Genomic DNA, 20,564 nt, shown 5'->3' with positions numbered 1-20,564 from the left:
ATGGCCGAACAAGAGACCATCAATTCGCTTGAGGAACTCGGCGAAGTAAACACAGCAGTTGCCGCTGATGAAGCCCCTGTTTACGTTCAAAAGTTGGACGATCAGGGCCGTGCCTATGCAACTGGTAAACGTAAAGATGCGATTGCCCGGGTTTGGATTAAGCCTGGTTCAGGCAAAATCACTGTGAATGGCCGCGAAATGAATAAATATTTTGCACGCCCTGTTTTGCAGATGGTTTTGCAGCAGCCAATCGTTGCTGCTGAGCGCAAAGACCAATATGACATCGTTGCCACTGTTTCTGGCGGCGGCTTGTCAGGTCAAGCTGGTGCGGTTCGTCACGGCATTTCAAAAGCCTTGACTTACTTTGAGCCTGAGCTTCGCGCTGTCCTGAAAAAAGGTGGATTCCTGACACGGGATAGCCGTGTTGTTGAACGTAAGAAGTTCGGTCGCGCAAAAGCACGTCGTTCTTTCCAGTTCTCAAAGCGCTAATTCTATCGCTTTTCGAAATTTCGAGGGTCGCCATGGGCGGCCCTTTTTTTGTGCGTTTTCATCGCACGCTAGCGCATTGAACAAAAAACTCCCGGCCAACCCATACTTGTGAATGAAAGGTCGCAGTGCGGCGGCCCTTTCGATTTGTCCCTTGACTCTAATTAGATAATTATCTAATTAGATAGGCATCAAATAAGGTGAAAGATGAATTTAGTTTTCGAAGCTTTGTCGCATCCGGTGCGGCGCCAGATCATCCAGCGCTTGAAGCGTGGTCCGCAATCGGCAGGGGAGTTGGCAGGCATGTTTGACCTGACCAAACCCACCATGTCGACCCATTTTGCAAAACTCAAAAAGGCGGATTTGGTGAGCACGAAGCGGGATAAAAACACAATCATCTATAGTTTGAATATGAGCATTTTAGAACGGGCATTGGCCGAACTCATCGACTTTGGTGGAGACAAAAATGACGAATAGTAGAATTTTGAATCGTGTCCACACGGCACAAATCATCGCGATCTGCGCCATTGCAGGTTTGGGCTACATTATGCTCGATCCCAATCAGCCAGTGCCCATACACTGGAACCTATGGGGCGAAGTTGACAATCGTTGGCCAGCGAAATGGGCATTGCTGATCGGGCCGGTTCTGTCTCTCGCCTTTTTTGCGGGGGCGCTGGCGATCGGTCGGCGAGAAAAAGGCAGCTGGTTAGCGCCATTGACCACATCAATGCTGGCTTTGTTTATCTTGCTGGAAATGATCATGCTGCTCACGGGGCTGGGTGTGGGTCTCAATGTGCCACGGATCATCACAATGGCTATTGGCTTATTGTTGGTTGTGATTGGCAATTATTTGCCCAAAAGCCAGCCCAATAATGCATTTGGCATCCGATACCCGTGGACGCTGAGAAATGAGCGCGTGTGGGCGCAAACCAATTTGTTTGCGGGATGGTTTTTTATGTTGGTCGGGATCGGGTGTGTGCTGTTTGCCGCGCTTCTGGAGGTCGCCGCACCGTTTTATTTCGCAATCCTGATTTCTGGCTTGGTTGCTGCCTTGATCATCATCTCTGCTTATAGCTACCAACTGAGCAAGAAGCTAAAAAGCTAAAGTTGAGCGGACCGTTGTGGTTGTGCGGCAGAGTGCAGCTGATAACGGTCCATTATGTCTTCAATCAGATCGCAGGCGGTTTCGCAGCCATCTTCGGCATGAAGCTTTTGAGCCAATTCTTGTGCATTCTGAGCATATTCAGGGGTGTTGGCCAAAAGGCGCAAGGCATCTGCCAGATCGTCTGCGGTGAGTTTACGCAAGCGAACAGGCTTAGGGCCGCAGCCCAACTCGTATACACGGCGTCCCCAATAGGGTTGGTCCACTGTTTGCGGCACCACAAAGGTGGGCAAGCCCTGATGCAGGCCAGCAGACGTGGTGCCTGCACCGCCGTGATGCACGACGCCGCGCACATGTTGAAAAAGCTTATCATGTGGGGCTTTGCGAATGGCATAGATGGTGTCCGGCAAATCGTCAGGATTAATGCCACCCCAACCACGCGCCACCACCACGCGACCACCCCATTTGGCCACGGCTTCTTTCAAAATCTCTGTATTGCGCGAAGCGCCAAAGGGCATGGAGCCAAATCCAACATAGATCGGCTTTTCACCTGCTGCCAAAAAAGCTTTAAAGCGCTCGCTCGGTTCCCAGCCGGTATTATCATTCAATTGCCAATATCCGGTAACCTTCGCGCTTTCCGGCCAATCCGACGGGCGCGGCGACACATGGTCTGAATAGGCATAGAGCGTTTCAAGGTCGTTGCCTTGCGTGTCTTTAAAAAAGCCACCTTTTTTGCGGGGCTTCAGGCCCAAGAGTTCCTTGCGCAGTCGGTTGCGCGGCATGTCGTAATAAAGCTGCTGCACATTCATGATTGAATAAGAGAGCTTGTTGAATGTTTTGCCCAGATCCGGGCCGTAATAAGCGCAAAGCGGAAATTCTTCAGTGGAGTTGAGTGGCTGCAACGCTGCCATCACAGAAGGAATATCAAGCGCCTCGGCGATATCGATGCCGAAACTGGTGTTCATGTTGAGCACCAATGCATCCGCACCCTGGCACATTTCCCATGAATGCCGCGCGGCCGTTTCCACAATTTTCTGCCCTTTGGCCAACAGCGAAGGCATATTAACCAGCATGTTCTGGCTCATTGCGTTTTCAAAGTCAGATTGCTGCAGAAAGTTTTGAATTTTGTCGCCGAGCGAGTAAAACTCAAGCCCGCGACTTTCAATCATGTCTTTAAAATCATCCGGTGCGCCAAGAACAACATCATATCCACGATCTTGCAGCGCCATAGCCAGAGCCACATAAGGCTGGACGTCACCCTGCGTGCCAATCGTGGCAACAGCAATACGTTTTGCCATTTGAACCCTCACTTCCGCCGAAATGCCGAACCATTCACGCAGTTCAGCCCATTTACTTTACATTTTCAAGCAAGTAGAACGGCTTTCTGGACATTTTCTTTCGCATAATCAACCAAGAAGGGCAAGAGATATGAGCACGAAGCTCAAAGCAGCACTCCTAGGCGCATCCGGCTACACCGGGGCAGATTTATTGCGATTGGGTGTCCTGCATCCTCAACTTGAATTCACTGCTTTAACCGCAAACACCCATGCTGGGAAACCCTTGGGTGCGGTGTTTCCCCACCTAGATGGGTTAGGTTTGCCCCAATTACAACAGACAGATGACATGAATTGGGATGAATTCGACGTTGTGTTTTGCGGACTGCCGCACGCGACATCACAAGCAATCATTGCTGAGATTGTGGAAAACCATGATCGGCCGCGCATTATCGACATGTCAGCTGACTATCGGTTGCGTGATCCCGATTCTTATCAAAAATGGTATGGCAACAAGCATATTGCGCCGCATTTGCAACAAAAGGCAGCCTATGGCCTTTCCGAGCATTATCGCGACGAAATCAAAGAAGCACGCATCATTGCTTGTCCTGGTTGTTATCCCACAGCAGCATTGCTGGCACTGATTCCCTTGGCAAAGGCCAAAGTGGTGGATGCCGCAGACATTGTTATTGATGCCAAATCCGGCGTGAGTGGCGCAGGGCGTGGCCTCAAACAAAATACGCTTTTCGCGGAGGCAGGCGAGAGCTTGTCGCCTTACGCTGTGGCTTCGCATCGGCACAGCGCGGAGTTGGATCAGGAGATCAGTTTGGCCGCCGGGCAGGACGTCGTTGTTGGCTTCACGCCGCATCTCATTCCTATGAGCCGGGGCGAGTTGGTGACATGCCATTTGAAACTGGCCGAAGGCCATACGGCAACTGATGTCCGCGAGCGCCTGAAAGCCAGCTACGACAATGAACCATTTGTCCAAATATTGGAGGATGGCGTGTTCCCTTCTACAAATATGGTGCGTGGCTCAAACCTTTGTAAAATCAACGTGTTTGAGGACCGTATTCCGGGCCGTGTCATTGTCATCGCCACATTGGACAATTTGGTGAAGGGCAGCGCCGGGCAGGCGATCCAAAACTTCAATATCGCCTTCGGCCTTGAAGAAACAACGGGCCTCCAACAAGTGGCGTTGTTCCCTTAAGCATTGCGCATGAGGCGTAGGAAATGCACGCTTTTGAAGCTTTTACCGACGATGAGTTGATCCTTGAAAAGCTTTTTGACGGCCTACGCCAATTCAATGCGCGGCAAAATCCTGAAATGCCGACAGATAATTTTGGCTTTATTCAGCGTGACACCGACAACACGATAATCGCAGGTATTTGGGCGCGCGCGAGAATGGGGGCGGTTGAAATCGACACCTTATGGGTAAAGGATTCACATCAGGGCAATGGGCTTGGCCGAGCATTGCTAGACGCGACCCTTTCGGAATCTAAGCGCCGCGGGGCAAAGATGGCTCATCTGAATACATTCGATTTTCAAGCGCGGCCATTTTATGAAAAGTTCGGCTTTGCTGTGTTTGGAGAAATCACGTTCCCCAATGGCACAACAAAATATTGGATGAAGAAAGACCTGTAGTGTTGGTTTTTGTCTGTTCGGCTATCGAATAATTCACGCTAAAGGTCGCGGAATTTCGGCCGAAACGGCAATACGGTATGGCATCCGAACGTGTAAAATGCAGGCTTCCAACAAGTGATGATGCCCCTCTAACTCTTGACAATCCATCAGGACGGCGTAGCTTTACACAAGGTTTTCGCCACCTGCCTGCGCAATCCCTTTGGGAATGGTGAAGGCGTATGTCAAAAATGAAATCGTCACATCAGCGACGATGTTCAGTAATTTGCGCAACTGGCTTTAATCGTCGCAAATGAGGCGACCATGACTTATTTTTCTGACCATGCCAAAGCGCTGGCCAAAAGGCTGCGTCAATCTCTAAAACAGCGCGATATCGACCTGTCGCACGGGCAATGCCTTGAAATAATCTCCGAGCTGACAGGAGAGATCAGCTGGAATCATCTGAGCGCAAAGCTAAACACAAATCGAGACCGGGATAGCTTGCCCTACGGCTGGTTTGCCCACGGAGAATATCTCAGCACTTGCTATCAATTTGACTTTGAAAAAGCGCCACGAACAGTCTCAATCGAGTGCGAAAAACAGCGTCCCAGAACTTATGCAACGCTGATGCAGTTTTTCTCAGCGGACCGCTTTAAAGACACAACATTGAGGTTTTCAGGACAAATCAAGACCGAAGATGCCGATAGCGCGAGCCTATGGATGCGTGCCGACGGTGCGGAACGCGAGCGACTGGCGTTCGACAATATGCAGACGCCTGAGCCGGACCGTTCGATCAAGGGGACCGCAGATTGGCAGGATGTGGCCATCGAGCTATTTATTCCAAATGAAACGGAGAAGATCTTCTTCGGCCTATTGCTGTCGGGTAAAGGCAGAGCAAGCTTCCGCAATCTTCAAATGATTGCACAAAATGACAAAGCCTTGCCCCTTGATTATGACGACACGGATTCGCTTTATCCGGTCAATCTGGGGATGTTCGCTAGCCAAACAATGTGAGTTGTGAGGCATCGAATTCGGCTTGTTTGGCGGCGTCGGGAGTCGCTTTGTCCTTCTTGGCGTCGTTCTTCTTTGTCGGCTTTTTGGGAGTAGGGGCCGGCGTCGCTTCGGCAACGATTGGCTCTGCTGCTAACCCGACCTCGCCAACGGCCGTTTCCAAGGCGACATAAGCGGCTTTGCCAGCAAGCCGAAATTCCTCGCCCTTTGCCGTCAGAACGATGTGCTGGGCGCGGGCATCTTTCTTGCAGGGCTTTCGCTTCACCAATTTGCGCTTTTCCAGCTTATCCATCATGGCACTAGCTGACGCTTTATTGACCCCCATAGCGCTGACAATGTCGTGCAGATGTTGGCCGTGAAAGTCTTTATCCTTTGAAAGCTCAGCTTGCTCAAAAACGGCGCTGAGATATTCAAACTCGCTATAACTCATCCCCAGTTCGGCGGTGTGTTTCATCCAATGTCGATGGGCAAGGCGGTGGATATTTTCAAGAGATTCAGCACGCATAGACAACTCATATTTCTGTTCGTACGCTTGGCGTACTATTTGCAACGTCATGTACTAATTGCAAAAATGGGGCGGGCGTCAATTTCGAATTGTCATGCTTGTTGCGCGAACGGCCACTTATCAACCAATTTGTTTGCAACTGGTTTTCTGCAGAAGTGCATGTCATAAATGCGCGAATCTGGCTTTGCAAATCTTCTTATCCATTTAAAAACCATAATTTGTTATCATCTTAAGCATGGAGTGCGCCGCAAAACGTGGCGTGCATTCAACATCGAGGTCGAAAGAGGAACCATGACCGAAGAATTTCACCGTATTCGCAGACTCCCCCCTTACGTGTTTGAGCATATCAATCCGATCAAGGCGGCGGCGCGAGCGGCGGGAAAGGATATTATCGATCTCGGCATGGGCAATCCCGATTTGCCAACTCCAAAGCACATTGTTGAAAAGCTGCAGGAAACGGTGAAGGACCCGCGAACGCATCGCTATTCTTCATCCCAAGGCATACCGGGGCTGCGCAAGGCGCAAGCCAGCTATTATGGCCGTCGGTTTGGCGTGAAGCTCGACCCGGACACCCAGGTTGTGGCGACACTTGGCTCTAAAGAAGGCTTCGCCAACATGGCGTCAGCCATTACAGCGCCGGGCGACGTGGTGTTGGTGCCCAACCCCACCTATCCGATTCATTCCTTTGGCTTTATTATGTCCGGCGGCGTGGTCCGCTCTATGCCAGCTGAGCCGAATGAGGAATTTATGCGGGCGCTTGATCGCTCCGTACGCCATTCGATTCCAAAGCCAATCGCTTTGATTCTGAATTATCCGGCCAACCCAACGGCCTACACGGCAGATTTGGATTTCTATAAAGAGGTGGTGGATTATTGCCGCCAACATGAAATCTTCATCTTGTCCGATTTGGCCTATTCCGAAATCTATTTCGACGACACGCCGCCACCTTCCATTTTTGAAGTAGAGGGCGCGATGGATATCGCTGTGGAATTCACCTCCATGTCCAAAACCTTCTCTATGCCCGGCTGGCGCATGGGGTTTGCTGTGGGCAATGAGCGGCTGATCAAGGCGCTCAAGCGCGTGAAGTCCTATCTCGACTATGGCGCATTTACGCCAATCCAAGTGGCGGCCGCCGCGGCCCTAAACGGGCCAGACGACTGCATCGCTGAGGTGCGCGAAATATACAAACATCGTCGCGATGTGCTGGTGGAAAGCTTCGGCCGGGCTGGATGGGAAGTAAATTCACCCCCAGCCACCATGTTCGCGTGGACACCGATTCCTGATCAGTTCGCCCATTTGGGTTCACTTGAGTTTGCCAAGCTTTTGATCACGGAAGCCGATGTGGCTGTGGCGCCTGGGCTTGGCTTTGGCGAATATGGCGACAATTACGTGCGCATTGCATTGGTGGAAAACGAACAACGGACTCGCCAGGCCGCCCGCAATATCAAGCGCTTTATGCAAAGGCATGGCGGTTTGGGCGATAATATCGTGCCGTTGACCAAATAGGCACCCAAAAACCTGAGGGCGTCTCGAAAATCTTCGAGATGCCCGTTCTTGCCCCAAATCGGACCTATTTTCTCCCTATCTGCTGTTGCAGAGGGCGCGATGACGCGCGACGTTCGCTAAATTGTTAAAGAGGTTTTCATGAAAAAGATTCTTATCGCATTAATGGCTGTGGGGGTGCTTGCTGCCTGTGATAACCCGCAAGAAGTTCCAGAAGCGCAAGTGAAAGTTGAGGCTGAAGCAGAGAGCCAGGCCGAAGAGCAGGCGCAGGACGAAGCGACACAAGAGGCGGAATCGTCGGGTGATGTGGTTCAGGATTTGCAAGATCAAGCCGACCAAGTAACCAAAGACATCGAGGAAAATGTCAACGCCTTGGCTGAAAAGGGCAAAGACGCCGCTGAAAAACTGGGCGAAGATGCACAAAACTTGATGAATGAGACAAAGACAGGTGCCCAAAAACTGGCGGAAGAGGCCGAGAAGGCTCTTGATGAGCTCACCGATGGGCAAACAGATGGTGCCCAACAGGTTTTTGGTCCCGATGGAGAAGTGCTCACACTAGAAACCTGTGCCGCATTTACCTATGACCCAGAAAATATGGACGCAAAAACCCGCGCCAAAGTTGAGGCGTGTGAAGCGTTGCAGGCCGCTGCCCAAGACGATGTTGGCGAAAGTCAATAACCTACACCTTCAGTTCAATCTACCTAAGCCGCGCATTTTGCGCGGCTTTTTTGCGTTTCGAGCTTAAATCCTACAAGCTCATACCTTGACCTGTAGGATTTATCCTACTAGAGACTGTTTCAGAAAATCATTGTAGGATTTGTAGGTTATGTCTGAGCACGCTGAGTTTTTGGCGCAAGTTGAAAAGTTTCTTGAACAAACGGGATGCTCCCCAAGTCGCTTTGGCCGCGAGTTTGCGGCAGACCCATTGTTCGTTTTCAACCTGCGCAAGGGACGTGAGCCCCGCTTGGATACAAGAAATAGGATTTTGGCGCAAATGCGCGAAACGGAAAGGCAAGACATGAAAGACGACGCTCCACTCCGCTTAGGTATCGCTGGTGTAGGGACTGTAGGTGCTTCACTCATTTCAATGTTTTTGAATGAGCAAGAGCGGATGATGCAACGCTTTGGGCGTCAGATCGTCGTCACGGGTATTTCCGCACGCTCACGGTCAAAAGATCGCGGTGTTGATCTTTCCGACATGACTTGGTTTGACGATCCGGTCGCCCTGGCCAAATCCGAAGAAATTGATTTGTTCGTTGAATTGATGGGTGGCGAAGATGGGCCGGCCCTGGCCTCTATTCGTGCCGCGCTCGAGCTTGGCAAGCCTGTGGTCACCGCCAACAAAGCGTTGATCGCTAAACATGGGGTGGATATCGCCCGCCTGGCCGAAAAAACCAACACACAGTTTGGCTTTGAGGCTGCGGTGGCTGGCGGCATCCCCATCATCAAAACCCTTCGTGAAGGTTTGGGCTTGGCCCATGTGCAGCGTGTTTACGGCATTATGAACGGCACCTGTAACTACATCCTCACCCGTATGACGAATGAGGGCATCAGTTTTCAGGACTGTTTGAAAGATGCGCAAGAGCTTGGGTATGCCGAAGCTGACCCAACCTTCGACATTGAAGGCAATGACACGGCACATAAGCTGGCAATCCTGACTTGCCTTTGCTTTGGCTGTGAGATCGCCGCCGATCAAATGTATATCGAGGGCATCACCCGGATCGATCAAGCGGACATTAAAGTGGCCAGCGATTTGGGCTTTGACATTAAGCTGCTCGGCGTCGCCCAGCTCACCTCTGATGGAATTGAACAGCGCGTGCACCCGACCTTGGTGCCCAAAACCAGCACCATTGCTGGCATTGATGGGGTGTTGAACGCTGTATCGCTGGAAACAGATCATGTGGAAGAATTGTTGTTGGCTGGCCCCGGTGCTGGGGGGGATGCAACAGCAGCGTCGGTCATTTCAGATATATTTGACTGCGCGCGCGGCACCCACGTGCCACCACTGGGCTTGCCGGTGGACGAGTTGGTGCCGTACGATAAAGCGCGGATGCGTGAGCATGAAGGCGGCTACTTTATTCGACTAAATGCTAGGGACATTCCTGGCGCACTTGCTGCTATAGCGTCCCGCATGGGGGAAAGTGAGATTTCGCTTGAAAGTGTTATTCAACGGCCAGATCTGGTTGTGAATGACCCGGAAACGAAAAGCGAAGCAACACGCACTGTCGTGTTGATCACGCAAAAGACCCTGGAGCAGTCAGTGCGGCAAACCATTGATCGGATTGCGGCAGATGGCTTTATCGTTGGAAAACCGCAGGTTATTCGAATCGAGCGGTTCTGATACGCCAAAGTTGAAACAGGCAGAGGCTTTAAAATGGCAATGACAGCTAAATCCACAATCACCGCTGAGGCGATTGTTGATCGTAATTTGACCCTTGAAATCGTGCGCGTCACTGAAAATGCCGCCATCGCTGCTGCTCATTGGCGCGGCAAGGGCGATGAAAAATCCGCAGACCGTGCGGCCGTGGAAGCGATGCGTGAAGAATTGGGCAAAATCTCCGTGGATGGTCGCGTCGTAATTGGTGAAGGCGAACGCGACGAAGCGCCGATGTTGTTTATCGGTGAAGAAGTCGGCATCGGGCAGGGCGCCAAAGTTGATATTGCTGTTGATCCTTTGGAAGGCACAACATTGTGCGCCAAAAACCAGCATGATTCACTGGCAGTATTGGCCATGGCCGAGCGCGGCGGACTGTTGCACGCACCAGACGTTTATATGGAAAAGATCGCGGTTGGGCCGGGCTATGAGCCAGGCATTATCGATTTGGACCGGACGCCGAAAGAAAATGTGGAAGCCATTGCAAAAGCGCGCGGCGTTGGTGTTGCAGATATCACCGTTTGCGTTTTGGATCGCCCACGTCACGCCCATATCATCAACGAACTGCGCGACATCGGTGCGTCGATCAAGCTGATCAATGATGGTGATATTGCTGGCGTGATTCACACAACAGACCGCGACGAGACCGGCATTGACCTTTATATCGGAACTGGTGGCGCACCCGAAGGCGTTTTGGCCGCGGCGGCGTTGCGTTGCGTTGGTGGACAAATGCAAGGCCGTTTGGTGCTTGATAGCGACGAAAAGCGCGCCCGAGCCACACGTTTGGGCATTACAGACCATAATCGCAAATATGCTGTGGACGAATTGGCCTCTGGCGATGTGCTGTTTGCGGCGACAGGCGTGACCGACGGTTCAATGTTGGATGGCGTGAAGATCCGCCCGAAACATGTGGAAACATCCACCATTGTGATGCGCTCTTGGTCAAAAACCGTGCGCCAAATCAATGCACGGCATTTGCGCGATATTTAATCGCGAAACATCGAATTGAAGGCGCGCAAATTCAGCGCGCCTTTTTTTGTGCCATTATTTGCTTCACATCATAGGGCGACAACAGGTAAGTTCGCGTTATGTTTGAGGAAAAAGACTTCTTTTTAAATGTCGAAAAGTCTGTGGGTGGCCGCGCGTGGATTGACCGGCTGAACACAGCACAAATGCGCACAGCAACAGCTATGTCGCAACAATTTGGCATTAGCGAAATATTAGCGCGCATTTTGGCCGGGCGTGATGTGCCGCTGGAGGCAACAGAAGAGTTCTTGTTGCCGACATTGCGTGGGCTCATGCCAGATCCAAGCACCATCACGCAAATGGATGAGTTGGTCGACCGCCTGGTACAGGCTGTTGAAAACGGCGAGAACGTCGCGCTGTTCGGCGATTATGATGTGGATGGGGCGTCCTCTTGTGCATTGATGACCCGCTATTTGCGCGGTGTTGGCTTGGCGCCCGCAACCTATATTCCTGACCGTATCTTTGAAGGATACGGCCCAAACATCCCAGCGATGGATCACTTGATCGACGAAGGGGCCAATCTGATCATCACGCTGGATTGTGGAGCGACGTCATTTGAACCCATCGCCCATGCGCGTGAGCGCGGCATTGATGTTTTGGTGATTGATCACCACCAAGTGGCGCATGAATTGCCGTCAGCTAACGCTGTGGTCAATCCTAATCGCCCTGACGATATATCTGGCCTTGGACATCTCGCCGCGGCTGGCGTGACCTTTATGGTGCTCGTGGCGCTCAACCGTGTCTTGAAAGACAAAGGGCAAATCGCAAATCTGCCGAACCTGATGCACATGACCGATCTGGTCGCCCTGGCCACCATTTGTGACGTGGTGCCGCTGCAGGGCCTTAACCGCGCCTTTGTGCAACGTGGATTGGACGTTATGCGGTCCGGCAAAAATCCAGGATTGGCCGCCTTGGCACTGGCTTCAAGGGTTTCAGGCCCGCTCAATGCTTACCATCTGGGCTTTTTGCTCGGGCCCCGCATCAACGCAGGCGGGCGAATTGGCGATGCGTCATTGGGCGCTCGGCTATTGTCCTGTGATGATGAGCACGAAGCGATGCATATTGCTGAACAGCTGGAAGGCTTAAACGCTGAACGGCAAGCAATTGAAAAACGCGCTGTAGAAGAAGCCGTTGCCGTGGCTGATGCAGAAATTGGCGATGGGGAGGGGCCGCCAGTTATTGTTGTGGCCTCACCAGATTGGCACCAAGGTGTCGTTGGCCTTATTGCGGCGCGCTTGAAAGAGCGTTTCAACCGACCAGCATTCGCCATCGCGCAAAAGGCTGACGGCTCCGGCACAGGCTCCGGGCGGTCTATCCCCGGCGTTGATCTGGGCGCGGCTGTGATCGCCGCGGTAGATGAAAAGCTGCTCACCAAAGGAGGCGGCCACGCAATGGCTGCCGGTATTTCGATCGGCTCCGGCCAAATAGGCCATTTTCGCGCCTATTTAGCAGATCAATTGCAGCAAGATGTGACCGAAGCCCGCAAACAAAACACGATTAAAATCGACGCGGCAATGACAGCACGTGGCGCGACGGCAGATTTTATCCATCAAATTGAACGCGCTGGTCCGTTCGGCGCTGGCAACCCCGGCCCGTTGTTCGCTTTTCCGGCACACCGCGTGGCGTTCGCAGACATTGTGGGCGTTGGCGGGCATATCCGCTTGTCGCTCACGTCACCTGACCGTGCGCGGCTTGGAGGCATCGCGTTTCGCGCTGCTGACAGCCCCCTTGGACAAATGCTGTTAAATGCAAAAAATGGTGATCCAATTCATGTGGTTGGCGCGTTAAACATTAACCATTGGCAGGGGCGTGAAGAACCACAATTAAGAATTTTGGATGCCGCAAAATCATCCTAGTCCCTACCTATAGTTGTCATGTCGGGGAAATTGGCCTTTAAAAACAATGTGTTTTGCAAAGGGCTTGATATTTTTCCCATCACCGATAGAATTTTGGGCATAATTAGGGAGGCCTAGAACCGGACTTTAATGGTTAATTCCACTATATTGGAACAAGGTTCAGGAATGTAGCGTATGAGTGATTTAGCATTTGACCGGGAACGGTCATCGCCGACCTTGGCATCAAAATTTCTATCTTTTGTTTTGCACCGTGCCGCGCGCAGGATTATCAAAGATGTGCCCCATGGTAGCATCAAAGTGATTTTGCCGTCCGGTCGCGTTGGCTATGTCGGCAACCCTGAAAACGCTGGCCCAAAGGCCACACTCAAACTCAACAATTTTAACCTGCTTATTGAAGCGGCCCGTCGCGGCACCGTGGGCTTTGCTGCCGCATACATGAATAAAGACATTGAATGCGATGATCTGTTGGCGGTGTTTAAATTCTTCCTCAAAAACCGCGATCACCTATCTGCGGTGAAGCCGGGATTCTTCCATCGCGCGGCTCAGGATATGGCCTATCACATTTCGCGGCGGAACACGCGCGAAGGCTCTAAGAAGAATATCGCTGAGCACTACGATCTGGGGAATGACTTTTATGACCTCTGGCTCGACGAATCGATGGTCTATTCCTCTGCCTATTTTACCAGTGAAGACCAAAGCCTGACGGATGCTCAGTGGGCTAAAAATCATTTGGTCGCGGATATGGCTGGTGTGCAACCGGGCAGTGACGTGTTGGAAATCGGCTGTGGCTGGGGTGCATTTGCCGAGACAATTGCAAAAGATTATAAGGCAAATTTGCGCGGCATAACCTTGTCGAAGGAGCAGCTCAAATACGGACTAAAAAGATTGTCCGACAAAGGTTTGGACGAGTTTTCTAAACTCGTAATTGAAGATTATCGTGATACCCAGGGCCAGTTCGATCACATTTGTTCGATCGAGATGATCGAAGCCGTTGGTGAAGATCATTGGCCAACCTATTTTAAAACAGTTCATGATCGGCTCAAACCTGGCGGCACCGCTGCGATCCAAGCGATTGTCATCGACGAGAATGATTTTGAAGAATACCGCAGCAATGTCGATTTCATCCAGCGCTACATTTTCCCCGGTGGCATGTTGCTCACCAATGAGGTGATGCGCGAACAGGGCGAAAATGTTGGTCTAAAACTGGAAAAGCAAGAAATGTTTGGACAGTCCTACGCCAAAACGCTGGCCATGTGGCGCGATGCGTTTTTGGCGAACTGGGACAAGATCGAAAAGCTCGGGTTTGATGAAACCTTCAAGCGCAAATGGGTCTATTACCTCACTTATTGTGAGGCGGGGTTCGCCGACAAAATGATTGATGTGGGCGTTTATCAATATCGCCGTATCGACTAGGGCGTAAAGTTCCGCCCTAGATAAAGCTCATAGCGGTAGATTTCCTGCCCAAAGCGCATGATAGGTAGTTCATCGATCAGTTCTAGGGTCTCAAAACGTTGTTCGATTTGCGAGGCGGGGCTGATGTCGTCTTTCAACACCAAAACGTCTTTTCCTGAACTGAGTTGCGGAAGTTCCCAATAATCAAATTGGGTGGGGCGATAATCGATGGCAAATACATCCGTGCGACTCAACACAAGGCTTAGCTGGCTGGCAGTTTGAAAACGATAGGCTGCAAGATTGTCTACACCAACTTCTTCTGCCGTCTGATTGACCCAATCAGCGACTTGTGACCACCCATAAACGCTCGAGGCTTCCTTATCGTACCCCGGCAACCATACGGTGATTGGCGCGAACGCATAATGAAACGTGGTGAGGGCGACCAAAACGATCCCAAAGATATAGTGCCCCCAGATCATATACTTAGACCGCATCAGATATGGGATCAGCAGCAACAGCCCCAAATAGGCTAGGTCACTCCAATACCAAAGCGTATAGGCAAAGGCTGAAACAGTGGCGAAAGCGATGGTAGACAGCACAAATGTATAAGTGGCAAGGCGCAACAAATAGCGGGGTGCTGTGTTGGCATATTTCGGTCGAAATTGGTTGATGATCGCCACAAGGAGGAAGGGGCCGAACAAGACCAATGTCGCGGCCACAAAATTGATCAAGGCAATTGGGTTAAACCGTTCGAGCCATCCCGCGCCATGTCGCTGATCCAGATGAAAGCCAAATGATGCCCAATCATGGGTCCAATTCCACCAAAACAGCGGCAGCATACAGGCGAAGGTGAGCAAGCCTGCCAAATATAGATGGGGGGACTTGAGCTGGTGGCGCAATTTGCTGCTGAACAAAATGACCAGAACAAGCGCTAGCCCCATAAAGACCGCGCTATATTTGGTAAGCCCCATCAATCCGAGATAAAGGGCGCCCGCATATAGACCTGCGAGGTCCGATTGTCCCCGTGCCGTACGATCCAAATAGCGCCCGAGATAAAAGAACGCGCCGCTGGCGAGAAAAATCAACAAATGATCGTGGTAGATCAGGCTCGACCACACCAGAATGGTTGGCGAGGCGTAAAGCATGGTCGCGACAAACAAAAACAAATGTGTGTGCGAAATCGTGGCGTCGTTGCTGCGGTAGTGGCCGATAATCTTCCAAATGAAGAACAGAGTGCCAAGGGTGGTTAAAAGCGTCACCGCACGCAAACCCAGCAAATGATCGAGCCCGATCAATTGGCCAAGGGCGATGAGCCAGGCCCCTAAGGGTGGATGGTCAAAATATGACAATTCTGGCGTTTGTGCCCAACGCCAGTAATAGGCTTCGTCGCCCAATGGAAACATGCCGTAAGTAATAAGGAGCTTTAAGAGGACCAAAAGCCCGGCAATAATCAACAGGGCGCGCACAGACGGCAAATAATCGGCTTTATCAGGGACGAATTTCATAAACTCACTTTTCAGCCGGTTTGTAATTTGTGCCGAAATATAGCTGATAGCGATATATTTCAAAGCCATAGCGCTGAATGGAGACTTCTTCCACCAGCTTAAGCGTTTCAAAGCTGCCGGTCAGCTTGTCTATATTCGCCTGTTCATCATGTAAGATGATAGCACGCTTACCTGCAAGCGCCTCAAGGTCTTGCCAATAGTCAAATTGCGACGGTTGTGGGGACAGTTCGTAGATATCGCGCCGTTGACCATGGAAATTGAATTGCGCAACCGTTTTAAATCGGCTGGTGGCAATAAAATCTGCGTCCAAACGTGTCTCTGCGTCCAAAGTGGCCGCCACCACTTGGTCCCAGCCAAATGTCTTGCCTGTTTCCACATCATGCACGCCAATAAGCGCTGCCAATGGCAAAACGCAATAATTGATTGTCACAAGAATAGCCGCGACCAAGCCAAGCACTACATGGGCCCACAACAGCCATCCGATTCCCAAAAGCACCGGAGACAGGATGACCAGCCCAAGATATGCAAGGTCAGTCCAATACCAATGGCTGGAGACTGTCATCACCATAGACAAAAGAAACGCCATCGTGGTGCCGGAAACAAACAGGATCAAATAAGCAGCCGTGCGCGTAAAGCTGTTTTCAGCCTGCAAACGCCGAATGCGAAACAGGCTGAGCAGCAAAAATGGCCCAAACAGGATCACCGTATAAAGGAAATAGCGGATAAAATAATGCGCCGCATAGCTTTGCCACCAGGGCCCTGAGTGCCGATCATAAAGGTGGAAGCTGAATGAGGCGAAATCATTTTGTACATTCCAAATAAAGGTGGGGGCTTGCATGGCGACAGCCAGCAGGGCCGCAAGGTAAAGATGTGGGCTTTTAAGCTTGTGCCAATAGCGCGGGCTGCACACCACCACCAATGCAAAGCCAATCCCCACAAATAGGGCGCTATACTTTGTCAGCGCCGCCAAGCCCAGAAATCCAGCTGCCGTATAGAGCGATTTGAACGAAGTCCGTTCGTCAGACTCTGTGTCCAAATAGAGCGTGTAATAATACATCGCCCCCAAACACAAAAAGATCAGCAGATGATCGAAATAGACGATTGTGGTCCATGCAAAAAAGGTGGGGGATGCCAGAAGCACAACTTCTGCAATCAGAAATGCCCTCAAGGGCGCTTGCGGGCGTATTTTAGCGGCGAAGCGCCACAAAAAGTAGGAGCTGCCCGCAAAAGTGAAAAGTGCGCCCATGCGGGCGCCCACAATGCCATCACCAAAAATGGCTTGCATGGCAGACATCAACCACGCGGCAAGCGCCGGATGATCAAAATATGAGAGTTGCGGGCGTTGTCCCCAAACCCAATAATAGGCTTCGTCGTCCAGCAAACCGCTTTGGGTCATCAGGATCAGTTTGATGGCCATGAAAACGCCAATGATCACCAATAAAAGACGATCGATAAACGGTCGATTTTGATCTGCAGTTGGCGACATGCGCACCATCCCCTCAAGCGCTCTTTCATCCCATATAAAGCGTTTGTGTTGCCGATGCTAGGCAAGGCATCAAAATAGGGAAACCCATCAACCAAACAAAAGCAAAAGCCATATCGCGGCGCGGGGCGCCAACGAATGATAATGTTTTTGAACCAAGGAGATATGAGATTTACTTAAACACAAAAAAACCGGCCAGAGGCCGGTTTCTTGTTGTTCGAGACGCCTCCTAATTAAGGAAGCTGTTGGTACGCCCTACGGGACTCGAACCCGTGTTTCCGCCGTGAAAGGGCGGCGTCCTAGACCACTAGACGAAGGGCGCCTCGAACAGTGGTTGTCGTATATTGACGTTCTTCAAAAGACGCAAGAGGCTTTTTCGCTTTTTTATGGTTTTTTTTCAAAAAAGTGACAAAAATCTGAAAACACGCACTTATGTCAGCAACCTTTAAATTGCACGGGGCGTTTATAACCATTTGGACGCTTGCGGATATCCACGTGTATAAATTTGCGGCCTGGATAACATCCAAGTCCACCCACTTGTGATTGTGTGCGCATAAAGGCAATCAATTTGGATTTTGAAACGCCGGGAATAAAGACATCCGCGGCCATGCACTTCTGGTGGTAAGAGCCCCACGCGCCGCCAACCATATAATTGTGGATCGGGTTACGGAAACCTGATGTCACAACAACCGGGCGACCAAACCGCAATTCAGCCTTCCACAGCACATAGCGCAGCTTTGGCAACAGGCAGAAAGTGTTGACCTTACTGTGCTCCACATGCAGGCCATATTTCTTGTCGTAGCGCTTTGCCGCGTCAAAGCCGCCTAAGGAGGCACAGCCTGCCAAAAGGGCGAACGACAATGTCGCTGCGATCAGGGCGCGCGCATATGTAGAAAAAGAAGCCATTGGCCAAGCCAGTTCCAAAAATGGAGTTTGTTTTGCGTTTGGCCATAAAATAAACCGGCGATGCCTAATCGCCGGTTTAAACAAGTGGTTAATTTTGTATTTTCAATTTTACCATTCGCCGGTGTTGCTCATGCTGGCCCAAGGTTCCTTTGGCTCAAGGCTGTCACCTTCTTGCAAAAGCTCGAAGGAAATATTGTCTGGCGAACGCACAAACGCCATATGTCCATCACGCGGCGGGCGGTTGATGGTGTAGCCCATGTCCATAAGGTGTTGGCACAAGGCATAGATGTCTTTCACGCGGTAGGCGAGGTGACCAAAATTGCGGCCACCATCATATTCTTCGGGGTCCCAATTGTAGGTGAGCTCAACTTGAGCCTCCTCATCCCCCGGCGCCGACAAGAAGATCAGCGTGAAGCGGCCTTTCTCATTATCAATGCGGCGATTTTCTTGCAGGCCAAGACCTTCGCAATAAAATCTCAGACTCTCGTCAATGTTGGAGATGCGAACCATTGTGTGCAAATATTTCATAGCGTGCCTTATCTTTTTCTGGAGGTTTTGATCGACTCTACCAAAAACGAGTTGATCACAAAACTTGTTCCGGGAAAACCAATCAACCCACAGGCGGGTTTCAAAAAGACCTTAACAATCAGCGACTTGATTGGATGGTTAATAAAATGTAATTAATCCCTTAACAAATCGCTTTGAATCGGACAAACTCATTCAATTAGGAGTAATTGAGTAACCTGGCTGTGGCGGGCAGGTCAATTAAAGAGGACATGGCAAAATGGGGGCCAAGAGCACACCGGATCTAAATTCCGATTTGGAATATGAGCGCGACCAAAGCAATCTAGACCGGGCGCGCAGCGACGCGGAAGATGGCTCGGTAGATGTCATAGAGGTTTCAGGCACGATCAAATGGTTTGACGTGGCCAAAGGCTTCGGTTTCATCGTACCCGATAACGGCATGGCCGACGTTCTTGTTCATGTCACATGTTTGCGCCGCGACGGCTATAAAACAGCCTATGAAGGCGCGCGCATTGTGTGCGAAGCGCTGGACCGTCCCGGCGGGCTGCAAGCCTTCCGCATCCTGTCAATGGATGAAACCACTGCCAAACATCCTTCTCAAATGCCTGCACCACGCACCCATGTGGTGGTGGAGCCAACTTCTAAACTCGAGCGCTTGGAAGTGAAATGGTTTAACCGTTTGCGTGGCTTTGGATTTTTGTCCAAAGGTGAGGGGCATCCCGATATTTTTATCCACATGGAAACATTGCGCCGCTTTGGCCTGACTGAATTGCGCCCCGGTCAATTTGTGCTTGCGCGTTATGGCGATGGTCCTAAAGGCCTAATGGTTGCCGAAATTCGTCCAGATGATTGGGGCGAGGCGCCATCCTCTCACTAGTATTGGACAGGTCGATGCAGTCTGAATTGTTGCAACGCTCGGTGAAACTGCTGAGCGTTATTTTTTTGACGATTTTCCTCGTGGGCTGTTTGCACAACGACAAAAATTTGGTTTTGCAGACCGATATTGGCGAAATACCGATAACAGTGGAACTTGCCGATACTCCCGAGACGCGCAGGCGCGGACTGATGTTCCGCACCAAAATGCCGCGCGATGAAGGGATGCTGTTCGATTTTCAGGAAACACGAGAAGTCGCATTCTGGATGCGTAATACCTTCATACCGTTGGATATGATCTTCATCGATGAACGCGGCACCATCAAACACATTCATCACAACGCAGTTCCACAAGACCCAACCAGCATTCCATCAAAATATCCGGTACGCTTTGTGCTGGAAATCAATGGCGGCCTTGCCAAGCAATATGGGCTTAAGCCCGGTGATCAAGTGCGGCACCCGCGCATGAACAGCTAAATTGTGGCCTGGCGTTGGCCCAATTTTCAGGTAGACGCGGCACAATTGCGCCGTGGCGCCACGTCGAAGAAAGCTTATGGCTTGCTGGCGGCGACGTCTTTTCTGGAAAGCGCCTTGTTGCCCCTGTCAGTTGATGTGATTGCACTGCCGATGATGGTGGGTGCACCGAAAAAGGCGATGAATGTCGCCCATGTTGCGCTGTTGGCGTCGGTGTTTGGCGGCATGCTGGGCTATTTGATTGGTTTCGCTTTCCTTGAAACGATTGGCCAATGGATCATCAGCACATACGGCCTAGAGGCCGCATTTGCTCAGTTCCAGCAACAGGCAACAACCAACAACATGGCGGCAGCAACGGCCATTTTTTTGGGCGCGGTAACGCCAGTGCCGTTCAAGCTTGTGTGTTTGGGGGCGGGAATATTGCACATCAATCCTATTTTGTTTGTCGTCGCGGCTTTTGCCGGGCGGGCCCTACGCTTTTACGCCTTTGCGTTGGTCTTTGTAATGTTTGGCCAACAGATGACGGACTGGGCGGGGCGAAATTTGAAACTGTTTAGTGCTTTGGTGATTGTGATCACCATATTGGGTTTCGTGATGGTGGCTTATTGGCCGAAGGCATAACCAACCAATCCCCTTGACTCATTTGCCCGTG

At 51.1% G+C, this 20,564-nt stretch carries 21 protein-coding genes and 1 tRNA gene; 15 read left to right on the top strand and 7 right to left on the bottom strand.

All coding sequences use genetic code 11. The features are described from left to right. From rpsI to MXMO3_RS11165, 3 genes are all read left to right on the top strand, one after another. Positions 1 to 489 carry a 30S ribosomal protein S9 gene (gene rpsI / locus MXMO3_RS11175; protein WP_036222633.1) on the top strand — a complete coding sequence of 163 codons (489 nt, stop codon included), beginning with the start codon at positions 1 to 3 and terminating at the stop codon, positions 487 to 489. 204 nt (positions 490 to 693) lie between these two features. Further along, complete coding sequence (locus MXMO3_RS11170; RefSeq protein ID WP_117395913.1) at positions 694 to 963, top strand: metalloregulator ArsR/SmtB family transcription factor; 270 nt, start codon at positions 694 to 696, stop codon at positions 961 to 963. After that, positions 953 to 1,591: an SdpI family protein gene (locus MXMO3_RS11165; RefSeq protein WP_117395912.1), complete on the top strand. Its 639-nt coding sequence runs from the start codon at positions 953 to 955 to the stop codon at positions 1,589 to 1,591. The genes MXMO3_RS11170 and MXMO3_RS11165 overlap by 11 nt, the downstream gene beginning before the upstream one ends. Here MXMO3_RS11165 and MXMO3_RS11160 read toward each other — a convergent pair. Beyond that, positions 1,588 to 2,886, bottom strand: a complete 1,299-nt coding sequence (locus MXMO3_RS11160; protein WP_051213825.1) for a glycosyltransferase — start codon at positions 2,884 to 2,886, stop codon at positions 1,588 to 1,590. The two genes, MXMO3_RS11165 and MXMO3_RS11160, sit on opposite strands and share 4 nt — an antisense overlap. A 130-nt stretch (positions 2,887 to 3,016) precedes the next feature. Between MXMO3_RS11160 and argC the strand changes: the two genes are divergently transcribed. The 3 genes from argC (at position 3,017) to MXMO3_RS11145 (ending at position 5,493) form a co-directional block, all read left to right on the top strand. Beyond that, on the top strand, positions 3,017 to 4,069 hold the full coding sequence (argC, locus tag MXMO3_RS11155; RefSeq protein ID WP_117395911.1) for an N-acetyl-gamma-glutamyl-phosphate reductase: 1,053 nt from the start codon (positions 3,017 to 3,019) through the stop codon (positions 4,067 to 4,069). Between the two features lie 23 nt (positions 4,070 to 4,092). Continuing rightward, complete coding sequence (locus MXMO3_RS11150; RefSeq protein ID WP_117395910.1) at positions 4,093 to 4,503, top strand: GNAT family N-acetyltransferase; 411 nt, start codon at positions 4,093 to 4,095, stop codon at positions 4,501 to 4,503. Positions 4,504 to 4,803: 300 nt separating this feature from the next. Then, positions 4,804 to 5,493 (top strand): glyoxalase superfamily protein, encoded by a 690-nt coding sequence (locus MXMO3_RS11145; RefSeq protein WP_117395909.1) that lies wholly within the window; start codon positions 4,804 to 4,806, stop codon positions 5,491 to 5,493. Here MXMO3_RS11145 and MXMO3_RS11140 read toward each other — a convergent pair. Next, positions 5,477 to 5,995: a MarR family winged helix-turn-helix transcriptional regulator gene (locus tag MXMO3_RS11140; RefSeq protein ID WP_162889231.1), complete on the bottom strand. Its 519-nt coding sequence runs from the start codon at positions 5,993 to 5,995 to the stop codon at positions 5,477 to 5,479. The two genes, MXMO3_RS11145 and MXMO3_RS11140, sit on opposite strands and share 17 nt — an antisense overlap. Positions 5,996 to 6,286: 291 nt before the next feature. Here MXMO3_RS11140 and MXMO3_RS11135 point away from each other — a divergent pair, with 291 nt between their 5' ends. From MXMO3_RS11135 to MXMO3_RS11110, 6 genes are all read left to right on the top strand, one after another. Next, positions 6,287 to 7,501: an LL-diaminopimelate aminotransferase gene (locus tag MXMO3_RS11135; RefSeq protein ID WP_027835446.1), complete on the top strand. Its 1,215-nt coding sequence runs from the start codon at positions 6,287 to 6,289 to the stop codon at positions 7,499 to 7,501. Positions 7,502 to 7,639: 138 nt separating this feature from the next. Continuing rightward, a complete protein-coding gene (locus tag MXMO3_RS11130; RefSeq protein ID WP_117395907.1) occupies positions 7,640 to 8,176 on the top strand; it encodes a hypothetical protein in 537 nt (178 codons plus the stop codon). A 340-nt stretch (positions 8,177 to 8,516) separates the two neighbouring features. Continuing rightward, positions 8,517 to 9,839 carry a homoserine dehydrogenase gene (locus tag MXMO3_RS11125; RefSeq protein ID WP_117396794.1) on the top strand — a complete coding sequence of 441 codons (1,323 nt, stop codon included), beginning with the start codon at positions 8,517 to 8,519 and terminating at the stop codon, positions 9,837 to 9,839. A 33-nt stretch (positions 9,840 to 9,872) separates the two neighbouring features. After that, on the top strand, positions 9,873 to 10,862 hold the full coding sequence (gene glpX, locus MXMO3_RS11120) for a class II fructose-bisphosphatase (protein ID WP_084634178.1): 990 nt from the start codon (positions 9,873 to 9,875) through the stop codon (positions 10,860 to 10,862). 98 nt (positions 10,863 to 10,960) lie between these two features. After that, the gene (gene recJ / locus MXMO3_RS11115) at positions 10,961 to 12,754 is read left to right on the top strand and encodes a single-stranded-DNA-specific exonuclease RecJ (RefSeq protein WP_117395906.1); all 1,794 of its coding nucleotides are present in this window, start codon (positions 10,961 to 10,963) and stop codon (positions 12,752 to 12,754) included. 174 nt (positions 12,755 to 12,928) lie between these two features. Next, entirely contained in the window at positions 12,929 to 14,167 is a 1,239-nt protein-coding gene (locus MXMO3_RS11110) for an SAM-dependent methyltransferase (RefSeq protein WP_117395905.1), read from the top strand. Here MXMO3_RS11110 and MXMO3_RS11105 read toward each other — a convergent pair. The 5 genes from MXMO3_RS11105 to MXMO3_RS11085 all read right to left on the bottom strand — a co-directional run bounded on the left by MXMO3_RS11105 (position 14,164) and on the right by MXMO3_RS11085 (position 18,568). After that, positions 14,164 to 15,651, bottom strand: a complete 1,488-nt coding sequence (locus MXMO3_RS11105; RefSeq protein ID WP_162889230.1) for an ArnT family glycosyltransferase — start codon at positions 15,649 to 15,651, stop codon at positions 14,164 to 14,166. The genes MXMO3_RS11110 and MXMO3_RS11105 overlap by 4 nt on opposite strands. Positions 15,652 to 15,655: 4 nt before the next feature. Continuing rightward, complete coding sequence (locus tag MXMO3_RS11100) at positions 15,656 to 17,137, bottom strand: ArnT family glycosyltransferase (protein ID WP_162889229.1); 1,482 nt, start codon at positions 17,135 to 17,137, stop codon at positions 15,656 to 15,658. 243 nt (positions 17,138 to 17,380) lie between these two features. Beyond that, a tRNA-Glu gene (locus MXMO3_RS11095) sits at positions 17,381 to 17,456 on the bottom strand. Positions 17,457 to 17,569: 113 nt separating this feature from the next. Continuing rightward, complete coding sequence (locus tag MXMO3_RS11090) at positions 17,570 to 18,040, bottom strand: YcbK family protein (RefSeq protein WP_027835439.1); 471 nt, start codon at positions 18,038 to 18,040, stop codon at positions 17,570 to 17,572. Positions 18,041 to 18,148: 108 nt separating this feature from the next. After that, positions 18,149 to 18,568 carry a VOC family protein gene (locus tag MXMO3_RS11085; protein WP_027835438.1) on the bottom strand — a complete coding sequence of 140 codons (420 nt, stop codon included), beginning with the start codon at positions 18,566 to 18,568 and terminating at the stop codon, positions 18,149 to 18,151. 256 nt (positions 18,569 to 18,824) lie between these two features. Here MXMO3_RS11085 and MXMO3_RS11080 point away from each other — a divergent pair, with 256 nt between their 5' ends. Genes MXMO3_RS11080 through MXMO3_RS11070 form a run of 3 tightly spaced genes read left to right on the top strand, consistent with a single transcriptional unit; the run spans position 18,825 to position 20,533 of the window. Beyond that, a complete protein-coding gene (locus MXMO3_RS11080) occupies positions 18,825 to 19,442 on the top strand; it encodes a cold-shock protein (RefSeq protein ID WP_084634175.1) in 618 nt (205 codons plus the stop codon). 14 nt (positions 19,443 to 19,456) lie between these two features. Then, positions 19,457 to 19,915, top strand: coding sequence for a DUF192 domain-containing protein (locus MXMO3_RS11075; RefSeq protein ID WP_036222624.1), 459 nt, complete (start codon positions 19,457 to 19,459; stop codon positions 19,913 to 19,915). A gap of 3 nt (positions 19,916 to 19,918) precedes the next feature. Next, complete coding sequence (locus tag MXMO3_RS11070; RefSeq protein ID WP_117395902.1) at positions 19,919 to 20,533, top strand: YqaA family protein; 615 nt, start codon at positions 19,919 to 19,921, stop codon at positions 20,531 to 20,533. Positions 20,534 to 20,564 lie beyond the last annotated feature (31 nt).

It is taken from the genome of Maritalea myrionectae, assembly GCF_003433515.1.
Lineage (GTDB): Bacteria > Pseudomonadota > Alphaproteobacteria > Rhizobiales > Devosiaceae > Maritalea > Maritalea myrionectae.
This window is presented reverse-complemented; position numbering and strand designations above follow the sequence as displayed.

Bases quoted from the DNA above. Each gene is read 5' to 3' on its own strand.
- MXMO3_RS11160 (WP_051213825.1), bottom strand. From the start codon at position 2,886: ATGGCAAAACGTATTGCTGTTGCCACGATTGGCACGCAGGGTGACGTC.
- MXMO3_RS11145 (WP_117395909.1), top strand. From the start codon at position 4,804: ATGACTTATTTTTCTGACCATGCCAAAGCGCTGGCCAAAAGGCTGCGT.
- argC (WP_117395911.1), top strand. From the start codon at position 3,017: ATGAGCACGAAGCTCAAAGCAGCACTCCTAGGCGCATCCGGCTACACC.
- MXMO3_RS11100 (WP_162889229.1), bottom strand. From the start codon at position 17,137: ATGTCGCCAACTGCAGATCAAAATCGACCGTTTATCGATCGTCTTTTA.
- MXMO3_RS11140 (WP_162889231.1), bottom strand. From the start codon at position 5,995: ATGCGTGCTGAATCTCTTGAAAATATCCACCGCCTTGCCCATCGACAT.
- MXMO3_RS11150 (WP_117395910.1), top strand. From the start codon at position 4,093: ATGCACGCTTTTGAAGCTTTTACCGACGATGAGTTGATCCTTGAAAAG.
- MXMO3_RS11125 (WP_117396794.1), top strand. From the start codon at position 8,517: ATGAAAGACGACGCTCCACTCCGCTTAGGTATCGCTGGTGTAGGGACT.
- MXMO3_RS11090 (WP_027835439.1), bottom strand. From the start codon at position 18,040: ATGGCTTCTTTTTCTACATATGCGCGCGCCCTGATCGCAGCGACATTG.
- recJ (WP_117395906.1), top strand. From the start codon at position 10,961: ATGTTTGAGGAAAAAGACTTCTTTTTAAATGTCGAAAAGTCTGTGGGT.
- MXMO3_RS11130 (WP_117395907.1), top strand. From the start codon at position 7,640: ATGAAAAAGATTCTTATCGCATTAATGGCTGTGGGGGTGCTTGCTGCC.
- MXMO3_RS11110 (WP_117395905.1), top strand. From the start codon at position 12,929: ATGAGTGATTTAGCATTTGACCGGGAACGGTCATCGCCGACCTTGGCA.
- MXMO3_RS11170 (WP_117395913.1), top strand. From the start codon at position 694: ATGAATTTAGTTTTCGAAGCTTTGTCGCATCCGGTGCGGCGCCAGATC.
- MXMO3_RS11165 (WP_117395912.1), top strand. From the start codon at position 953: ATGACGAATAGTAGAATTTTGAATCGTGTCCACACGGCACAAATCATC.
- MXMO3_RS11080 (WP_084634175.1), top strand. From the start codon at position 18,825: ATGGGGGCCAAGAGCACACCGGATCTAAATTCCGATTTGGAATATGAG.
- rpsI (WP_036222633.1), top strand. From the start codon at position 1: ATGGCCGAACAAGAGACCATCAATTCGCTTGAGGAACTCGGCGAAGTA.
- glpX (WP_084634178.1), top strand. From the start codon at position 9,873: ATGGCAATGACAGCTAAATCCACAATCACCGCTGAGGCGATTGTTGAT.
- MXMO3_RS11105 (WP_162889230.1), bottom strand. From the start codon at position 15,651: ATGAAATTCGTCCCTGATAAAGCCGATTATTTGCCGTCTGTGCGCGCC.
- MXMO3_RS11085 (WP_027835438.1), bottom strand. From the start codon at position 18,568: ATGAAATATTTGCACACAATGGTTCGCATCTCCAACATTGACGAGAGT.
- MXMO3_RS11135 (WP_027835446.1), top strand. From the start codon at position 6,287: ATGACCGAAGAATTTCACCGTATTCGCAGACTCCCCCCTTACGTGTTT.
- MXMO3_RS11075 (WP_036222624.1), top strand. From the start codon at position 19,457: ATGCAGTCTGAATTGTTGCAACGCTCGGTGAAACTGCTGAGCGTTATT.